Genomic DNA, 15,403 nt, shown 5'->3' with positions numbered 1-15,403 from the left:
TTCCTCCAATACGTACGATGTACGTGTTGTATCTTACGTACGATGTACGTGTCAAGAAGGAGGGCATCGACGTGCGGGCACGCTTCACGGTTTCCGACATCGCCACCGCGGCACTGAAAATCGTCGACCGGGACGGTCTGGGCGGGCTGAGCATGCGTTCTCTGGCGACCGCTCTGGGCACCGGCCCGATGACGCTCTACAACTACGTCAAGGATCGCGGCGAACTCGAGGATTTGGTCGCCGAAGCGGTCATCAGCGAGGTGAAGGTCCCTGCGCCGTCCGATGATTGGGATGCGGACGTGCGTGCGATTGCCGTGGCGATGTGGGAGACGGTGCGACGGCATCCCAATGCCGTCCCGCTGGTGCTCACCCGTCGTACCGTGTCGGCCTCGAGCTACGCGGCCGCCGACCGGTTGATCGCCGCACTGCGCCGCGCCGGACTCGGTGACGTCGACCTGCTGGCGAGCTTTCGGGCGGTGCTCGGTCTGGTCATGGGCAGCGCGCAGGCCGAACTGGCCGGTCCACTGGCCGGGTCCGGACGAGACCGCGAGCAAAACGCAGTGGCGGCGCGGATAGGCGCGCTGGCCGCCGCCGAACATCCGCACATCGCCGCTTTGGCGCAGGTCAGCCGGGAATCAACGGCGACGGCCGATTTCGCGCGTGGTTTGTCGATCTTGCTGGCGGGCATCAAATCGCTGGGAAGCGGTCACCGTACGGCGGTAGACTGAGGCCGTCGTTTTGCAAAAGCCCCATACGCCAGAAAGCAGGCAGCAGAAACCCTTGACGCCCCGCGAGACCCGCGCCGCTGATGCTGGTGTAACCAGGCCGGCCGACGCCCAAGTTCGCAGCAGCATCGATGTTCCGCCCGACCTCGTGGTGGGCCTGCTCGGTAGGGCCGATGAGAATCTGCGGGCCCTGGAACGCGCCCTGAAGGCCAACCTCCATGTGCGCGGCAACACGGTCAGCCTGTCCGGTGAACCGGCCGAGGTCGCGCTGGCTGAACGCGCCGTGTCCGAACTCGTGGCGATCGTGTCGCGGGGCCAGGCGCTGACGCCGGAAGTGGTGCGGCACAGCGTGGCCATGCTCGTCGGCACCGGCAACGAGTCGCCGGCCGAGGTGCTCACCCTGGACATCTTGTCCCGCCGCGGCAAGACCATCCGCCCGAAGACGCTCAACCAGAAGCATTACGTCGATGCGATCGACGCCAACACCATCGTGTTCGGCATCGGCCCGGCCGGTACCGGCAAGACGTATCTCGCCATGGCCAAGGCCGTGCACGCGCTGCAGACCAAGCAGGTCACCCGCATCATCCTGACCCGCCCCGCGGTGGAAGCCGGTGAGCGCCTTGGCTTCCTGCCGGGCACGCTGAGCGAGAAGATCGACCCCTATCTGCGGCCGCTGTACGACGCGCTCTACGACATGATGGACCCCGAGTTGATCCCGAAGCTGATGTCGGCGGGGGTCATCGAGGTGGCCCCGCTGGCCTACATGCGCGGCCGTTCGCTCAATGACGCCTTTATCGTGCTCGATGAGGCGCAGAACACCACTGCCGAGCAGATGAAGATGTTCCTGACGCGGCTGGGCTTCGGTTCGAAGATGGTGATCACCGGCGACGTCACCCAGATCGACCTGCCCGGGGGAGCGCAGTCCGGTCTGCGGGCGGCGGTCGACATTCTCGAGGACATCGAGGACATCCAGATCGCCGAGCTGACCAGCCAGGACGTGGTGCGCCATCGGCTGGTGTCGGAGATCGTCGACGCCTACGCCCGATACGAGGAGCCGGGCTCCGGCCTGAACCGGGCGGCTCGACGGGCATCGGGCAGCCGCAATCGTCGATGATGAGTGCGTGAGCGCCTTATGAGTATCGAGGTATCCAACGAGTCGGGCATCGACGTCTCCGAGACCGAACTGGTCAGCGTCGCCAAGTTCGTCATCAACCGGATGGACGTCAACCCGGCCGCTGAGCTGTCCATGGTGCTGCTGGACACCGCGGCCATGGCTGACCTGCACATGCGCTGGATGGACCTGCCCGGGCCGACGGACGTGATGAGCTTTCCCATGGACGAGCTCGAGCCCGGTGGTCGTCCCGATGCGCCCGAGCCGGGTCCGGCCATGCTGGGCGACATCGTGCTGTGCCCGGAATTCGCTGCCGAACAAGCCGCCACGGCGGGCCACAGCCTCGGACATGAACTGGCGCTGCTGACCATTCACGGCGTGCTGCATCTGCTCGGCTACGACCACGGCGAGCCGGACGAAGAGCGGGAGATGTTCGCTCTGCAGGACAAGCTGCTCGAGGAGTGGGTGGCCGATCAGGTCGAGGCCTACCACAACGATCGGCAGAACGAACGGGACCGCCGGCTGCTGGACAAGTCAAGGTTTTTCGACCAGCCGTGACCAGCTTCTATCAGCTGCTCGGCGTGATCGTGCTGATCGGTCTGGGCGGACTGTTCGCTGCTCTGGATGCCGCCATCAGCACCGTGTCGCTGGCCCGGGTGCACGAGTTGGTCCGCGACGAGCGGCCCGGCGCCAGATCGTTGCTCAAGGTGATGGCAGACCGGCCGCGCTACATCAATCTGGTAGTGCTGCTGCGCATCACCTGCGAGATCACCGCGACCGTGCTGCTGGTGGTTTTCCTCTACGACAACTTCGGCTTGCAATGGGCGCTGCTGGGCGCGGCGGCCATCATGGTGGTGACCAGCTTCGTCGTCATCGGCGTCGGCCCACGCACCCTCGGACGCCAGCATGCGTACTCCATCTCGCTGGCGACAGCGCTTCCGCTGCAGGTTATTTCGTGGTTGCTGATGCCTATCAGCCGGGTGCTGGTGCTATTGGGTAACGCGCTCACGCCCGGACGCGGTTTTCGCAACGGGCCGTTCGCCTCCGAGATCGAACTGCGCGAGGTCGTCGACCTGGCCCAGCAGCGTGGCGTGGTCGCCGCTGACGAACGCCGCATGATCGAGTCCGTCTTCGAACTCGGCGACACCCCGGCCCGCGAGGTGATGGTGCCGCGGACCGAGATGGTGTGGATCGAAGGCGACAAGTCGCCGAGTCAGGCGATGGCCCTGGCGGTGCGCAGCGGGTATTCGCGTATCCCGGTGATCGGCGAGAACGTCGACGACATCCTTGGTGTGGTGTACCTGAAAGACCTTGTGCGGCATATCTTCTACTCCACCGACCGAGGCCGGGGGAGCAGCGTGGCGCAGGTCATGCGGCCGGCGGTATTCGTGCCGGACTCCAAGCCGCTGGACGCCTTGCTTCGGGAGATGCAGCGCGACCGTAACCACATGGCGCTGCTGGTCGACGAGTACGGCGCCATCGCCGGTCTGGTCAGCATCGAAGATGTGCTCGAGGAGATCGTCGGTGAGATCGCCGACGAATACGACCAAGCCGAGACCGCACCGATAGAGGAGTTGGGAGACAAGCACTTCCGGGTGTCGGCTCGGCTGCCGATCGAGGACCTGGGGGAGCTGTACGGGGTGGAGTTCGACGACGATCTCGACGTCGACACCGTCGGTGGGCTGTTGGCGCTGGAACTGGGCCGGGTTCCGCTGCCCGGCGCCGAGGTGGTCTCGCACGGCCTGCGCCTGCAAGCCGAGGGTGGCCGTGATCACCGCGGTCGGGTGCGGATCGGCACCGTGCTGCTCAGCCCGGTGGAATCTGAGGAGGACATCCAGTGACGCCGAGTGTTAACCCACCGCGAGAAAGCGCGCCGAATTTCGCACTGTGGGCACGCTCGGCGCGGGGTGCGGCGTGAGTGAATTCCGTTCGGGCTTCGTATGTCTGATCGGCCGGCCGAACACCGGCAAGTCGACGCTGACCAACGCGCTGGTCGGCGCAAAGGTGGCCATCACCTCGATGCGCCCACAGACCACCCGGCACACCATCCGCGGGATCGTGCACCGCGAGGACTTCCAGATCATCCTCGTCGACACCCCGGGGCTGCACCGGCCACGCACACTGCTGGGCAAGCGGCTCAACGACCTGGTCCGGGACACCTACACCGAGGTCGACGTCATCGGGCTGTGCATACCCGCCGACGAGCCGATCGGACCCGGCGACCGCTGGATCGTCGAGCAGATCAGCGCCCTCGCTCCGAAGACCACCCTGGTGGCCATCGTGACCAAGATCGATAAGGTGCCCAAAGACCGGGTGGCCGCGCAGCTGGTCGCGGTCAGCGAACTGGTCCCGCACGCCGCCGAGATCGTGCCGGTCTCCGCGGTTTCGGGGGCCCAGGTCGACGTGCTGATCGACGTGCTGGCTGCGGCGTTGCCCCCCGGCCCGGCGTACTACCCCGACGGCGAACTCACCGACGAACCCGAAGAAGTCCTGATGGCCGAGTTGATCCGCGAGGCTGCCCTTGAGGGCGTGCGCGACGAATTACCGCATTCCCTGGCGGTGGTGATCGACGAGGTCAATCCGCGCGAGGACCGTGACGACCTGATCGACGTGCACGCGGTGCTCTATGTCGAGCGGGACAGCCAGAAGGGCATCGTCATCGGCAAGGGCGGTGCCCGGCTGCGCGAGGTGGGTACCGCCGCGCGCAACCAGATCGAGAAACTGCTCGGCACGAAGGTGTATCTGGATTTGCGGGTCAAGGTCGCCAAGAACTGGCAGCGCGACCCCAAACAGCTTGGCCGCCTTGGGTTTTAACGGCGCCTGCCGGCCACGGCCGAACGCGGCAGCCGTCCCGCTCGAGAATTTCCATTCAGCACGTCGCCGGCCTGCAGGACGTCGAAATCCAGGTTCAGCCGCATCGGCCTGCGCACCAATTGCCGCCAGGTCAACCGCATGCCGTCTTTCTCCAGCACACTCGAGATGTCCTGCAGTGCAACCGTTTCGTCCTTGTAGGTCGCGGTCTCGTACTCGAAGAGCTCTTCCACGGCGTGCGCGACCCGTGAGACCGGTCAAACGCCTATGCAGTGGCTCAACGGTGTGCGCATCCGCCACGCCCAGCAACTACTCGAAGCGACCGACGAAGGCGTCGAGAGCATCTCTCGCCGAGTTGGTTTCGCATCGGCGGCCAACTTTCGCGAGCAATTCCGCCGCATGTCGGGCGTTGCCCCACTGAGTTACCGCAGGACGTTCCGCGAGCAGTGGGGTGCGGCTGGCGCAGCGGCTTTTTAGGGATAGAACGGGTTCAAGTCCGGCGCGATGATCTGGTTGCCGGTCACGCCGGTGAACCGGACCCAGATCTGCGCGGGGATGTTCAGCGCCTGGTAGACGCCGGCGCCGACCCAGGAGACCGGTAGCTGCAAGAAGCTGGGCACTGAGTCGACGATGTCTTGAATCGGTTCGAATACCAGGTACGGGATCGTGCCGGCGACCGTGCGCGAGTCCAGGACGTAGTTGGTTATCGGATCGGGGTAGCCCTGCGCGGCGAAGTCGGCGCTGAGCACGCTGAACAGGTTGGCGCCGGGGTTGACGTAGGTGCCGTCGAAGACGGGGGACTGCAGAGGCGCACCCTGCATGTACGGCAGTGACGGAATCTGGAATTGATCCATGATCGTCGGGGTCGTGCTGACGATCTGCCACGAGTTGTTGATCCACCCGTCATGCATGTTGTTGCCGGCCTGGTCCCACATGAGGAACGTCGCGGTTTCCCGCGGAGATTGGAAGCCGTGACCGCGGCCGAATTCGTTAGGCCCGATCTCACCATGGTCGGTGACGATGAGCGTGGACCACTCCTCGCCGTTGTTCATGGGGTTGGCCTCCCAATCGGCTACCGCGCCCAGCAGCCCTCTGGTCGCCAGGGGCTGCCCCGCGACCTGCGCCCCAAGATTGGCGTCCATATTCCGGATGGCCGCCGCGTACTGCGGCGAATCACCGCCGTACGAGTGCGCGTTCTCGTCGACTCCCACGAAGTAGGAGAAGACGAAATTGCCCTTATTCGGATCGGCGTTGATGATTGCGGTCTGGGCCGTTTGACCGACCAGGTCCTGCGTCGCCAACCAATCCGTATCACCCGCGAGCTTCGGGATGAACGTGATGGTGTCGGCCGGGTGCGAGCCCGCGCCGGCGATGTCGGTGATGATGGGCCAGTTGGCGATCACCGTGGTGTCGATGCTGTCGCCGTAAGCGGCCTCGAGTTGGTTGTACACGGTCGGCCAGCTGTCGTACGTCCACGGGGTGAAGACATTGTTGACGACGCCGGCCGTCTCGCTCCACACCCCGGTCTGCATGGTCGTCCACGACGGATTGGAGACGCTGGTGTGCCCGACGATCGTGGACGCGGATGTGGTGCTTTGTTGCATGAACGCGTGGAAGTTCGGGGTGCCCGCCGGATCGGCCAGGATTGCGGCCAGATTCGTGCCGTCGGTGCCGATCAACAGGAAGTTGACGTCCGGGGAGGCCATCATCAGGAGCTGGGCTTCTTGGGCAGTCACCACGTTCAGCAAGGTTCCGGTCTGCCCGGTCGCGCCAGGCGAGCCGAAGAAGGACCAGGCCCTGCCGCCGATCCCGCCGGTGCCGGCGGGGATCGTCAGTCCGCCAAAGCCTCCGGTGCCGCCGGCTCCACCATTGCCCCACAGCAATCCGCCCGCGCCGCCGGCACCACCGGTTCCTCCTCGGAAGGCACCGGTGCCACCGACACCGCCGTTGCCGATCAGGCCGGCGTTGCCGCCGCGACCACCCGTCCCGCCCATCAGCCCGGCCGAGCCACCCGCGCCGCCGTTGCCCCAGAGAATGCCGCCGTCGCCACCGGCCTGCCCGGTGCCGGGGGTGCCGTTGTATCCGTCGCCGATCAGCGGGCGCCCCAAGAACAGGTTCGTCGGCGCATTGATCGCACCCAGAACCTGGTCGAGGACCGGCTGCAACGGTCCGGCATTGGCCGCCTCGGCGGCCGCATACGCCCCGCTTGCGCCATTGACCGCCAGCACGAATTGCTCGTGGAAGGCCGCTACCTGCTTGCTGAGCGACTGGTAGTCCAGCGCGTGGCCGGAGAACAGCGACGCAATCGCTGTCGATACCTCGTCAGCGGCCGCCGCCATCACGGTGCTGGTCGGAGCCAGCGCCGAGAGGTTGGCTGACCTGATCGACGAGCCGATACCCGCGGCTTCCGCCGCCGCTAACGTCAACACGTCCGGTGCTGCGATCAGATACGACATCGTTGTCCTCCAACCCGTTGATTTTCAACCACCGGCACACGGGGCGATGGCCCATAATTGCACGCTTCCAAGACCTTTGACCCACAGAAATAAAAGATTTGAGTACGACATGAATCGCGGGGGCGGACGGCGCGCCTTCGGAGCCCCGTCAGCTCGCCGCGGGGTCCGTTTCTGCGACCTCCAGCAGGCCCTTATCGCGCACTGCGTCCAGGGACAAGGTGCGGTAACCGAAGTCGTCGAAGAGCACGGTCACACGTTCCCGGTCGCCACCGATCACCATGCCCGGCCCCCACTGGGAATGGCGGACGGCGGTGCCGACCCGGTATGCCGGCCGTTCGGTACTGACGTCATCCAGCCGCTCGGCCGCCAGGCACCGGTCGCAGTTGCCGCAGGGGTTGTCCAGGTACTCGCCGAAGTAGGAGAGCAGGGAAATCCTTCGGCACGAATAGGTTTCCGCGTAGCCACGCATCATCTCGACCCGGCTGAGATCGACGCGCTCGCGCAGCTCCGTCATCTCCAGGGCTGCTGCGACTGCCGCGTCGGCCGATGCCGTCGTGCGCACGAAGCCCTTGCGCGTGGAGCGCACGGCGCCGGCCTCTTCAAGGACGTTGACCGCGCTCGTCAACCTGCGCCCAGGCACGGAGAGTTCGTTGCGCAGGTCTTTCAGCTTCGTGGGCTGGGTCGGATCCAACACGCCGAATACCGTCCGGAGCAGCTGCTCGTCCGGCCGACCTGCAGTGAAAAAGCGTGCCAGGCCTAGGTCTTCGGGTCGGTAGAAGAGCAGCGCGTGGGCTTGCGCACCGTCTCGGCCGGCGCGGCCGATCTGCTGGTAATAAGTGTCCAGGGAATCTGGTATCGACGCGTGAGCGACGAACCGGACGTTGGGTTTGTCGATTCCCATCCCGAACGCCGACGTCGCCGCCACCACCTCATACACGTCGTCGCGAAAACCGGCGTGGACCTCCTCGCGTTGCGCCGCGGACATGCCCGCATGGTAGAACGCCGCGGCAATGCCCTTCTCGCGCAGACTTTTCGCGTAAGACTCGGCATCTTTGCGGGTGGCGGTGTACAGCAGGCCAGGCCCCTGCAATGCCGCCACCCAGTCGACCACCGCGGAGCGCTTGTTCTCCTCGTCGAGATACCGTTCGACGATCAGGCGGAGGGTGGGCCGGTCGAAACCGCCGATGACGACGGCGGGTTCGCATAGTCCCAGCCGCCCCACGATGTCGCGCCGCACCACCACCGAGGCGGTCGCCGTCAAAGCCGCGACCGGAATGGACTCGCCCAGTTGACGAAACACGTCGGCGAGGCGCCGATAGTCGGGGCGGAAGTCGTGACCCCAGGCGGACACACAGTGCGCCTCATCGACGACCAGCAGCGACAGCCGGGAGCGGCGCAATAGGCCGACCACCTCGTCATTGGCCAACTGTTCGGGAGAGATGAAAATGAAGTCTGCGCTCCCGCTCTCAATGGCCTGCCACGACTGGCGGCGCTGCGCGGCTCGCAGCGCGGAGTTGATCGCCACCGCCCTTCCCGCACCGCTTTCACCGATGGCGGTGATCTGATCCTCCTGCAGCGCCAGCAGCGGCGAGACCACCAGGGTGGCGCCGCCGGTCAGCAAGGAGGGAACCTGGTAGATCGCCGATTTCCCCGAACCGGTCGGCATCACGGCGAGCAGATCACGACCGTGCAGAACGGCTCGCATCCCCTCGCGTTGGTGCTCGGTGAGCTGGTCCCAGCCGAAGTGACTGCTGGCAACCGCATCGAGTTCGCGGGTCCGGCTCGCCGATCCATTCACCGCGGTCAATTACCCCGCGGGGCAACTGCCAAACCCGATGCGCTAGCGCAGGTTTCGATCGCGCGGGGTTGGCACGCTGTGCAACGGCGGCGTGCTGTTGCCGGTGTTCCACCAGACCTTGGGTTGCTTGGATGCCCACCCGCTGACCGCCTCCAGCTCGGCGGCCAGCGAAATCAGCATGCCTTCACTGTTGGCCGGGCCCATCAGCTGTACGCCGATGGGCAGTCCGTCAGAGGTGAAACCCGCCGGCACGTTGATCGACGGCCAGCCCAGGACGTTCCACGGCCAGGCGTACGGGCAGGCGGCGATGACGGCACGGTCGGTGGCGATGCCGCTCATCCGGTCGAAGTAGCGCGCCAACGGAGGCGGTTGGGCAGTGGTCGGCGCTAACACCACATCCACGATGTTGAAGATCGACCCGACGCGACGTCGATCGGCGGCTTCGTGGCGGCGCGCGGTGCGCAGGGTCGCTTGCGACAACATGTGGCCGGTCCGCATGTTGGACAGGGTGCGGGGGTCCCAGTTGACGTTCTCGCCCAGTCGTTCTCCCCAGTCCCAGAGCCCGGCCATCGATCGCGCCAGGAAATCCCACGACAGCCGCACGCCGTAGTCCGGGTTTCCTTTGACCACCGTGTGGCCGAGCAGTTCGAGCTGCTCACCCACCTTCTGAATGGCGGCCAGAATCTCGGGATGCAGCTTGGCCCGAAAAAAGGTGTAGGGGATGCCGGATGACAGGGCGATCTTCAGCGGACCGGGCGCGATGCCGACGTAGTCGGAGGCCGTGAGCGGGGGAGGCTTGTGCAGGTCGCCCTCGACGTTGCCGGACGCCGCGTCCAGCACCAGAGCCGCGTCGGCGACGGTGCGGGCCAGGACACCGTGGACGGTGATGCCGTTGAAAGCCTCGGGTTCCGGCCAGGTGGAGATGCGACCGCGTTGCGGCTTGATGCCGACCAGATGTGTCCATGCGGCCGGGATGCGGACGCTGCCCGCACCGTCGGAGCCGATCGCCGCGGTCACCAGGCCGGCGGCCACGGCGGCCGCGCTGCCGCCCGACGATCCACCCGGAGTGTGCCGGCGCGACCAGGGGTTGCGGGTGTGGCCGAAGCCCGGTCCACTGGTGAACGGCCACTGGCCCAGTTCGCAGGTGTTGGTCTTGCCGACGATCACGGCGCCGGCCGCCTTGAGGCGACGCACCACCTCGCTGTCGGCTGTGGCGGGCGGAACGTACCCGTCGGTGCCGTATGCCGTGGGCACGCCGGCAACGTCGACGTCGTCTTTCACCGCGATCGGGATGCCCAGCAATGGCGCCGTATCGCCGGCGGCGCGGCGGCGGTCGGCCGCGGCCGCATCGGCCAGGGCAGACTCGGTGAGCACCACCCGGAACGCGTTCAGTGTGGACTGGCTCACATCTATTTCGTGCAGCGAACGGCGGACCAGCTCGGCGGCGGTGACCTTCCTGGTCGCCAGCTGGTAGAGCAGGTCGGTCAGCGTGGGCAAGCGCCGGTGACGGGAGCCGGAATCGACCCCGGCAGCGAACTCGGAAGCGCCAACCACGGGGTACGAGACTATCGGCGCGGATCCCCGCGATGTCGCGGTGGGGTGCAAAACTCGTGGCGATCGCCAGCGCGGCGAAGCCGGGCGCAGCGGGTCGCCACTAAGATCCGTGGCGATCGCCAGCGCGGCGAAGCCGGGCGCAGCGGGTCGCCACTAAGATCAGCATGATGCGGCTGTATCGAGACCGGGCTGTTGTGCTGCGCCAGCACAAGCTTGGCGAAGCCGACCGGATCGTCACCCTGCTGACCCGCGATCACGGGCTGGTCCGCGCGGTGGCCAAGGGGGTGCGGCGCACCCGCAGCAAATTCGGCGCGCGGTTGGAGCCGTTCGCGCACATCGACGCGCAGCTGCACCCGGGCCGCAACCTCGACATCGTCACCCAAGTGGTCTCGATCGACGCGTTCGCCACCGACATCGTCAACGACTACGGCCGTTACACCTGCGGTTGCGCGATGCTGGAAACCGCCGAACGGCTGGCCGGCGAGGAGCGGGCGCCCGCCCCGGCGCTGCACCGGCTGACGGTGAGTGCGCTGCGGGCGGTAGCGGACGACCGCCGTCCCCGCGATCTGCTGCTGGACGCCTATCTCCTGCGCGCCATGAGCACCGCCGGATGGGCACCGGCACTGACCGAGTGCGCCCGCTGCGCCACCCCCGGTCCGCATCGCGCCTTCCACATCGCCGCCGGAGGCAGCGTCTGCGCGCACTGCCGTCCGGCGGGAGCCACCACGCCGCCGTTGGGCGTGCTGGATCTGATGTCCGCGTTGCACGACGGCGATTGGGAGTCCGCCGAGCAGTCGCCGCCGGCGCACCGCAGTTATGTCAGCGGACTGGTGGCCGCGCATCTGCAATGGCACCTGGAGCGGCAACTCAAGACGCTGCCTCTGGTGGAGCGGGTCTACCAGGCGGATGCACGGTCCGTGAAACGCGAACAGGCCAGCGCTGGACTGATCGGGCAGGATACCGAGTGTGGCTAAGAAGGCCGAACGTCGGAAATCAACCGAGTTTCCGCAACTACCCCCCGCGCCGCCGGACTACCCGACCTTTCCCGACACATCGACCTGGCCCGTCGTTTTCCCGGAGCTGCCACCGGCGCCCGGCGGAGGACCGCGGCGACCTCCCCAGCACACATCCAAGGCAGTTGCGCCCCGGATCCCCGCCGCTCAGTTGCCCAATCACGTCGCCATAGTGATGGACGGCAACGGCCGCTGGGCCACCCAACGCGGCCTGCGCCGCACCGAGGGACACAAGATGGGCGAGGCGGTGGTGATCGACATCGCTTGTGGCGCAGTCGAAATCGGGATCAAGTGGCTCAGTCTCTATGCGTTCTCCACGGAGAACTGGAAGCGGTCGGCCGAGGAAGTGCGCTTCCTGATGGGCTTCAACCGCGACGTGGTGCGACGACGGCGCGACATCCTCAACGAGATGGGCGTCAAGATCCGCTGGGTGGGCTCCGCGCCGCGGCTGTGGCGCAGCGTCATCAATGAGCTGGCCGTCGCGGAGGAGGTGACGAAGAACAACGACGTCATCACCATCAACTACTGCGTCAACTACGGGGGCCGCATGGAGATCGCGGAGGCGGCCCGAAAAATCGCCACCGAGGCCGCGGCCGGTCGGCTGAACCCGGAGCGCGTCAACGAGGCGACCATCTCGCGGCACATGCAGCGGCCCGACATCCCCGACGTGGACCTGTTCCTGCGGACCTCGGGCGAGCATCGATCCAGCAATTTCATGCTCTGGCAGGCGGCGTACGCCGAGTACGTCTTCCAGGACAAGCTGTGGCCCGACTACGACCGCCGCGATCTGTGGGCGGCCTGCGAGGAGTACGCGTCACGCAACCGCCGGTTCGGAAGTGCCTGATGACATCGCTGCTGGATCGGCTGGCGTCGATACTCGGAGAAATACTGTCCGTGGAGGTCGAGTCCGACGGTGCTCTCACCGTCCGGCACAACGGCACCTTCGCTTCTCTGCGCGTGGTGCGCATCGTCGAAGACCTCGACCTGATGTCGCTGACACAGGTGCTGGTCTGGGATCTGCCGCTGACCAAGAAGGTTCGCGACCAGGTGGCCCGGGAGGCGCGGGAAGTGAACTTCGGCTCGCTGACCCTGCTGGAAAAGGGCACTCGGGATGCCAAGACCGGTGACGTGATGCTGCGCTACAACTTTCCGGGCGCCGGCCTGACCGACGATGCCCTGCGCACCCTGATCCTGCTTGTGCTCGACACCGGTGCCCGGATACGTGGCGAGCTGACCACTTAATCACGCCCAGCGTGAAGCCAGCTTCACCCTCGCGGAGACGACTAGCCGGCTCGGCGGCAGTCCGAACAGGTGCCGAAGATCTCGATGGTGTGACTAACCTCGGAATATCCGTACTTGGCGGCCACCTCGGCCGCCCAGGCCTCGACCTCGTGATCTCCGACCTCGATGGTGGATCCGCAGCTGCGGCACACCAGATGGTGGTGATGGTGCTCCGAGCACCGGCGGTACACCGACTCTCCGGTGTCGGTGCGCAGCGTGTCCACCATGCCCGCCGCGGCCATCGACTGCAGCGTCCGGTAAACGGTGGTCAGGCCGATGTTCTCGCCACGACGGCGCAGTTCGTCATGCAGTTCCTGGGCCGAGCGGAATTCGTCGAGCGTTTCCAGCAGTGTGGAAATCGCCGCTCGCTGACGGGTGGAGCGCACGCTGGTGTTGCTCATTCGTCGTCCTCGCCGGCGTGGGCCACCGCGTCGACCACGATGTGCGCGAGGTGGTGATCGGCAAGCCGGTAGAGCACTTCACGGCCGGATCGCTCGCCGGAGACCACTCCGGCCGCCTTCAGAATCTTCAGATGCTGACTGACCAACGGCTGGGGCACACCCAACGCGTCGACCAGTTCGTGCACGCAGCGCTGGGACTCGCGTAGCTGCAACACGATCGCGATGCGCACCGGAGCGGCCAGCGCGCGCAGCAATTCGCCGGCGGCGTCCAGGATCTCGCGCGGCGGCGGCGTCGGATACGCCGGGCGCGCCGTGACACCGTCAGCGGCGTGCTCGTGATGACCCGCCAGCTCGTCATCGGCGGCGGTAGGGGTCGACGATGTCACCGTGCGGAGTCACCACTTTCGAACGTTCGGGGCATACGGGCCGCTACGGACGAGTCCGTCCACACGAGGCGCGGCTGCCCTCCACTGTCACATGCATGATGATGCATGTCAAAGACCGGACGCCGGTCGCTACCATGACGGATGATTTGCGGGCAGCGGACATCGCTGCCCGTGTCTGCCGAATCCTCCGAAGGGAGCGCACACCCCCGTGGCGTCCGTCATCGAAACCGTAGTCAACCTGGCCAAGCGGCGCGGCTTCGTCTTCCCCTCGGGTGAAATTTACGGGGGCACCAAGTCGGCCTGGGATTACGGCCCGCTGGGCGTGGAACTCAAGGAGAACATCAAGAAGCAGTGGTGGCGCTCGGTCGTCACCGGCCGGGACGACGTCGTCGGCCTCGATTCCTCAATCATCCTGCCTCGCGAAGTGTGGGTGGCCTCGGGCCACGTGGAGGTCTTCCATGACCCTCTGGTCGAGTGCCTGAACTGCCACAAGCGGCACCGCCAGGACCACATGCAGGAGGCCTATGCGGCGAAGAAGGGGAAGGGCGACCCGGCCATTGATCCCGATTCAGTTCCGATGTCGGAGATCGTCTGCCCCGACTGCGGAACCAAGGGCGAGTGGACCGAACCGCGCGAATTCAACATGATGCTCAAGACCTATCTGGGGCCCATCGAGACCGAGGAGGGGCTGCACTATCTGCGCCCTGAAACCGCCCAGGGCATCTTCGTCAACTTCGCCAATGTCGTGACGACTTCCCGCAAGAAACCGCCGTTCGGTATCGGGCAGATCGGCAAGAGCTTCCGCAACGAGATCACGCCGGGCAACTTCATCTTCCGCACCCGTGAGTTCGAGCAGATGGAGATGGAGTTCTTCGTGGAGCCGTCCACCGCCAAAGAGTGGCACCAGTACTGGATCGACACCCGGCGCCAGTGGTATATCGACCTCGGCATCGACCCGGAGAACCTGCGCCTCTACGAGCACCCCAAAGAAAAGTTGTCGCACTACTCCGATCGCACCGTCGACATCGAGTACAAGTTCGGTTTCCAGGGCAACCCGTGGGGTGAGCTCGAAGGCGTCGCCAACCGCACCGACTTCGACTTGTCAACGCACAGTAAGCATTCCGGCACCGAGCTGTCGTTCTACGACCAGGCCACCGACACCCGATACACCCCCTATGTCATCGAACCCGCAGCGGGCCTGACCCGGTCCTTCATGGCATTTTTGATCGATGCGTACGTCGAGGACGAGGCGCCCAACGCCAAGGGCGGCGTGGACAAGCGCACGGTGCTGCGACTTGATCCCCGACTGGCGCCGGTCAAGGCAGCGGTGCTGCCGCTGTCCCGCCACGCCGACCTGAGCCCGAAGGCCCGCGACCTGGCCGCCGAGTTGCGCAAATCCTGGAACATCGACTTCGACGACGCCGGAGCCATCGGCCGGCGCTACCGTCGCCAGGACGAGATCGGTACCCCGTACTGCGTGACGGTGGATTTCGACTCGCTCGAGGACAACGCCGTCACGGTGCGCGAGCGCGACGCCATGACGCAAGAGCGGGTGACGATCGACCACGTCGCCGACTATCTGGCCGTGCGACTCAAGGGCGCTTAAGGCGTTTCCGCTCGCCGTACAACGCGTTGCGGTGCGCCGAAGTCGTGTCGATCTCGGTAACGCCCCGATCGAGGGTTGAGAATAACCCGTCGGAAGAAGGGCGTTTGGGATGAGTTTCTGGGTGTTGCCGCCTGAGGTCAATTCGGTGCGGATGTTTTCCGGTGCTGGGTCTGCGCCGATGGTGGGGGCGGCGGCGGCGTGGTCGGGGTTGTCGAAGTCGATGTTCCAGGATTTGCGCAACTCGGCGGCCAGGTCGCGGGC

15 protein-coding genes and 2 pseudogenes are annotated in these 15,403 nt (G+C 66.0%); 11 read left to right on the top strand and 6 right to left on the bottom strand.

What is annotated here, in order from left to right:
- Positions 1 to 71: 71 nt before the first annotated feature.
- The 5 genes from AWC08_RS25975 (at position 72) to era (ending at position 4,650) form a co-directional block, all read left to right on the top strand.
- On the top strand, positions 72 to 728 hold the full coding sequence (locus AWC08_RS25975) for a TetR/AcrR family transcriptional regulator C-terminal domain-containing protein (RefSeq protein WP_065137550.1): 657 nt from the start codon (positions 72 to 74) through the stop codon (positions 726 to 728).
- 52 nt (positions 729 to 780) lie between these two features.
- Positions 781 to 1,839 carry a PhoH family protein gene (locus tag AWC08_RS25970; protein WP_065137507.1) on the top strand — a complete coding sequence of 353 codons (1,059 nt, stop codon included), beginning with the start codon at positions 781 to 783 and terminating at the stop codon, positions 1,837 to 1,839.
- An 18-nt stretch (positions 1,840 to 1,857) separates the two neighbouring features.
- A complete protein-coding gene (gene ybeY, locus AWC08_RS25965) occupies positions 1,858 to 2,394 on the top strand; it encodes an rRNA maturation RNase YbeY (protein WP_065137508.1) in 537 nt (178 codons plus the stop codon).
- Positions 2,391 to 3,677 (top strand): hemolysin family protein, encoded by a 1,287-nt coding sequence (locus tag AWC08_RS25960; RefSeq protein WP_065137509.1) that lies wholly within the window; start codon positions 2,391 to 2,393, stop codon positions 3,675 to 3,677. The genes ybeY and AWC08_RS25960 overlap by 4 nt, the downstream gene beginning before the upstream one ends.
- A gap of 73 nt (positions 3,678 to 3,750) precedes the next feature.
- Positions 3,751 to 4,650: a GTPase Era gene (gene era / locus AWC08_RS25955; protein WP_065137510.1), complete on the top strand. Its 900-nt coding sequence runs from the start codon at positions 3,751 to 3,753 to the stop codon at positions 4,648 to 4,650.
- Here the strand turns inward: era and AWC08_RS25950 are convergent.
- A pseudogene (locus AWC08_RS25950) lies at positions 4,647 to 4,856 on the bottom strand (hypothetical protein); the annotation flags it as partial. The gene era and the pseudogene AWC08_RS25950 sit on opposite strands and share 4 nt — an antisense overlap.
- Positions 4,857 to 4,896: 40 nt before the next feature.
- On the opposite strand from AWC08_RS25950, the pseudogene AWC08_RS25945 reads away from it, so the two are divergent.
- Positions 4,897 to 5,124: pseudogene (locus tag AWC08_RS25945) on the top strand (helix-turn-helix domain-containing protein); the annotation flags it as partial.
- Here the strand turns inward: AWC08_RS25945 and AWC08_RS25940 are convergent.
- The 3 genes from AWC08_RS25940 to AWC08_RS25930 all read right to left on the bottom strand — a co-directional run bounded on the left by AWC08_RS25940 (position 5,121) and on the right by AWC08_RS25930 (position 10,455).
- Complete coding sequence (locus tag AWC08_RS25940) at positions 5,121 to 7,103, bottom strand: PE domain-containing protein (protein WP_069435483.1); 1,983 nt, start codon at positions 7,101 to 7,103, stop codon at positions 5,121 to 5,123. The pseudogene AWC08_RS25945 and the gene AWC08_RS25940 overlap by 4 nt on opposite strands.
- Positions 7,104 to 7,251: 148 nt before the next feature.
- On the bottom strand, positions 7,252 to 8,901 hold the full coding sequence (locus tag AWC08_RS25935; RefSeq protein ID WP_065137513.1) for a RecQ family ATP-dependent DNA helicase: 1,650 nt from the start codon (positions 8,899 to 8,901) through the stop codon (positions 7,252 to 7,254).
- A 42-nt stretch (positions 8,902 to 8,943) separates the two neighbouring features.
- Positions 8,944 to 10,455: an amidase gene (locus AWC08_RS25930; RefSeq protein WP_069435484.1), complete on the bottom strand. Its 1,512-nt coding sequence runs from the start codon at positions 10,453 to 10,455 to the stop codon at positions 8,944 to 8,946.
- Between the two features lie 167 nt (positions 10,456 to 10,622).
- Here AWC08_RS25930 and recO point away from each other — a divergent pair, with 167 nt between their 5' ends.
- From recO to AWC08_RS25915, 3 genes are read left to right on the top strand one after another with little or no spacing between them, the layout of a single operon-like run.
- Positions 10,623 to 11,429, top strand: coding sequence for a DNA repair protein RecO (gene recO / locus AWC08_RS25925; RefSeq protein ID WP_069435552.1), 807 nt, complete (start codon positions 10,623 to 10,625; stop codon positions 11,427 to 11,429).
- Positions 11,422 to 12,312, top strand: coding sequence for a decaprenyl diphosphate synthase (locus AWC08_RS25920; RefSeq protein ID WP_069435551.1), 891 nt, complete (start codon positions 11,422 to 11,424; stop codon positions 12,310 to 12,312). The genes recO and AWC08_RS25920 overlap by 8 nt, the downstream gene beginning before the upstream one ends.
- A complete protein-coding gene (locus tag AWC08_RS25915) occupies positions 12,312 to 12,710 on the top strand; it encodes a hypothetical protein (RefSeq protein ID WP_065137516.1) in 399 nt (132 codons plus the stop codon). Before AWC08_RS25920 ends, AWC08_RS25915 begins: the two co-directional genes overlap by 1 nt.
- 41 nt (positions 12,711 to 12,751) lie before the next feature.
- On the opposite strand, the gene AWC08_RS25910 is transcribed toward AWC08_RS25915, so the two are convergent.
- Both AWC08_RS25910 and AWC08_RS25905 read right to left on the bottom strand, forming a co-directional pair.
- Positions 12,752 to 13,150 (bottom strand): Fur family transcriptional regulator, encoded by a 399-nt coding sequence (locus tag AWC08_RS25910; protein ID WP_065137517.1) that lies wholly within the window; start codon positions 13,148 to 13,150, stop codon positions 12,752 to 12,754.
- Positions 13,147 to 13,536 (bottom strand): ArsR/SmtB family transcription factor, encoded by a 390-nt coding sequence (locus AWC08_RS25905; RefSeq protein WP_065137518.1) that lies wholly within the window; start codon positions 13,534 to 13,536, stop codon positions 13,147 to 13,149. The genes AWC08_RS25910 and AWC08_RS25905 overlap by 4 nt, the downstream gene beginning before the upstream one ends.
- A 175-nt stretch (positions 13,537 to 13,711) precedes the next feature.
- On the opposite strand from AWC08_RS25905, the gene AWC08_RS25900 reads away from it, so the two are divergent.
- Both AWC08_RS25900 and AWC08_RS25895 read left to right on the top strand, forming a co-directional pair.
- Positions 13,712 to 15,142 (top strand): glycine--tRNA ligase, encoded by a 1,431-nt coding sequence (locus AWC08_RS25900; protein WP_172835292.1) that lies wholly within the window; start codon positions 13,712 to 13,714, stop codon positions 15,140 to 15,142.
- 109 nt (positions 15,143 to 15,251) lie between these two features.
- Positions 15,252 to 15,403: PPE domain-containing protein (locus AWC08_RS25895; protein WP_142283818.1), on the top strand; the 152-nt coding region annotated here is incomplete at its 3' end.

Source organism: Mycobacterium gordonae, from assembly GCF_002101675.1.
Classification (GTDB): Bacteria; Actinomycetota; Actinomycetes; order Mycobacteriales; family Mycobacteriaceae; genus Mycobacterium; species Mycobacterium gordonae.
Note: the sequence above shows the minus strand (reverse complement) of the source record. Positions and strands in the feature narration are given on the sequence as shown.

Coding starts and splice junctions, on each gene's coding strand:
- recO (WP_069435552.1), top strand. CDS start 10,623: ATGCGGCTGTATCGAGACCGGGCTGTTGTGCTGCGCCAGCACAAGCTT.
- ybeY (WP_065137508.1), top strand. CDS start 1,858: ATGAGTATCGAGGTATCCAACGAGTCGGGCATCGACGTCTCCGAGACC.
- AWC08_RS25915 (WP_065137516.1), top strand. CDS start 12,312: ATGACATCGCTGCTGGATCGGCTGGCGTCGATACTCGGAGAAATACTG.
- AWC08_RS25910 (WP_065137517.1), bottom strand. CDS start 13,150: ATGAGCAACACCAGCGTGCGCTCCACCCGTCAGCGAGCGGCGATTTCC.
- AWC08_RS25940 (WP_069435483.1), bottom strand. CDS start 7,103: ATGTCGTATCTGATCGCAGCACCGGACGTGTTGACGTTAGCGGCGGCG.